Below are 1,291 nucleotides of genomic sequence, written 5' to 3'. Positions count from 1 at the left end.
CTTTTTAGTTTTGTTGGTGATCTTTATTGGAAAAATTTGTGGCCTATTAATTATATGTCACTGGTTCAAATCCTGAAGAGCAAAGCCAAATAGAGAAGCTCGCAAGAAATTGCGGGCTTTTTTGCATCTTGACTTTGGTAAAACTAGCTTTCTAGGAAAGAGTGCTAGATCCCACCACCATACAATTTTCTTTTCGTTCATTTAGATGTAAAACAATCAGATTTATTAGTACCGCGTAACTTTATAATAGTATGTTCTAAACGAGGAGCAATGAGGGCGGCATTATCTAAATAAGCATTGTCAAAATTTGTACGGTATAAATCCGCGCGTTTTAAATTAACGTTGAACATTTTTGCAAAACTCATATCAGCGTTACGTAAATCAGCGTCTTGAAAAAGCACATCGTTTAGACATGAATTGTTGAAATTTGCGTATGTAATATCGGCATCACTTAAATCGGAACCTGTTAAATTACTATTACTAAAATTAGTACGTATTAAGTTTGCTCGACGTAAATCGACTCCTTGAAGATCAATATCAGAGAGATCTGCACGTGTTAAAATAGCACGCTTACCTCCTTTATTTTCTAACCATAATCTATGTTGTTCTAATATAGAATGTAGCTCTTGTTTAGTGTATGTATTCATCTTGCCAACTATTTTTTAATTAAACTATGCCATGTTTCTGTATCAGGACCGACAACACATTCCCCATTTATTCTCATAGATAGACGTATTAAACAGCGATCAACGACATCTTTAAAATCACTTGCGGGTAATAACCTGACCGAATCGACTAAAGCTAGACAATGAGGGGTTAGCTGTTTCTTTAATGTATAAAAAACCCATTTTCCTTTTTTTTCGTGATTCAATAAACCAGCTTTGTATAAAATTTTTAAATTACGAGATACGTTGTATTGTGCCTCTCCGATAATATCCATTGCTTCTGCGACAGCGATGCATTTATCAACGTGAAGGAATAGCCAAAATAACCGCAATCTATTCGGTTCAGATAATGCTTTTAATGAATCTATGTATTTTTCATCCATAATAACGATGACCTTTTTATTTAGTAGCGCTCTTTTCTCTTAAGGAGAGTTTTAAGAAATTTTACGGACTATGATTTTTTGAGTGAATAGTACTACACCTAACATATACACACTTGCGCCATTGTGCAAGTAATGACGGGTGTTTCTTATTTTTAAATGAGAATGAAAAGTTCTATGGATGAGGTTGTTCTATAAAGCACCAAATTGAACGATATTAATAAGCTTTGAACAATTGACGATCAG

Annotated in this window: 2 protein-coding genes; both read right to left on the bottom strand. The window is 33.9% G+C overall.

All coding sequences use genetic code 11. The annotated features are described in order from the left end of the window. Nucleotides 1–197 precede the first annotated feature (197 nt). A complete protein-coding gene (locus VXS03_RS19990) occupies nt 198–647 on the bottom strand; it encodes a pentapeptide repeat-containing protein (protein WP_327765528.1) in 450 nt (149 codons plus the stop codon). Between the two features lie 8 nt (nt 648–655). Further along, complete coding sequence (locus tag VXS03_RS19985; protein ID WP_327765529.1) at nt 656–1,051, bottom strand: ArsR/SmtB family transcription factor; 396 nt, start codon at nt 1,049–1,051, stop codon at nt 656–658. Nucleotides 1,052–1,291 lie beyond the last annotated feature (240 nt).

The sequence above is a fragment of the Photobacterium sp. S4TG1 genome, assembly GCF_036040035.1.
Lineage (GTDB): Bacteria > Pseudomonadota > Gammaproteobacteria > Enterobacterales > Vibrionaceae > Photobacterium.
This window is presented reverse-complemented; position numbering and strand designations above follow the sequence as displayed.

Excerpts from the sequence above, each read along its gene's own strand:
- VXS03_RS19990 (WP_327765528.1), bottom strand. The coding sequence starts at position 647 with ATGAATACATACACTAAACAAGAGCTACATTCTATATTAGAACAACAT.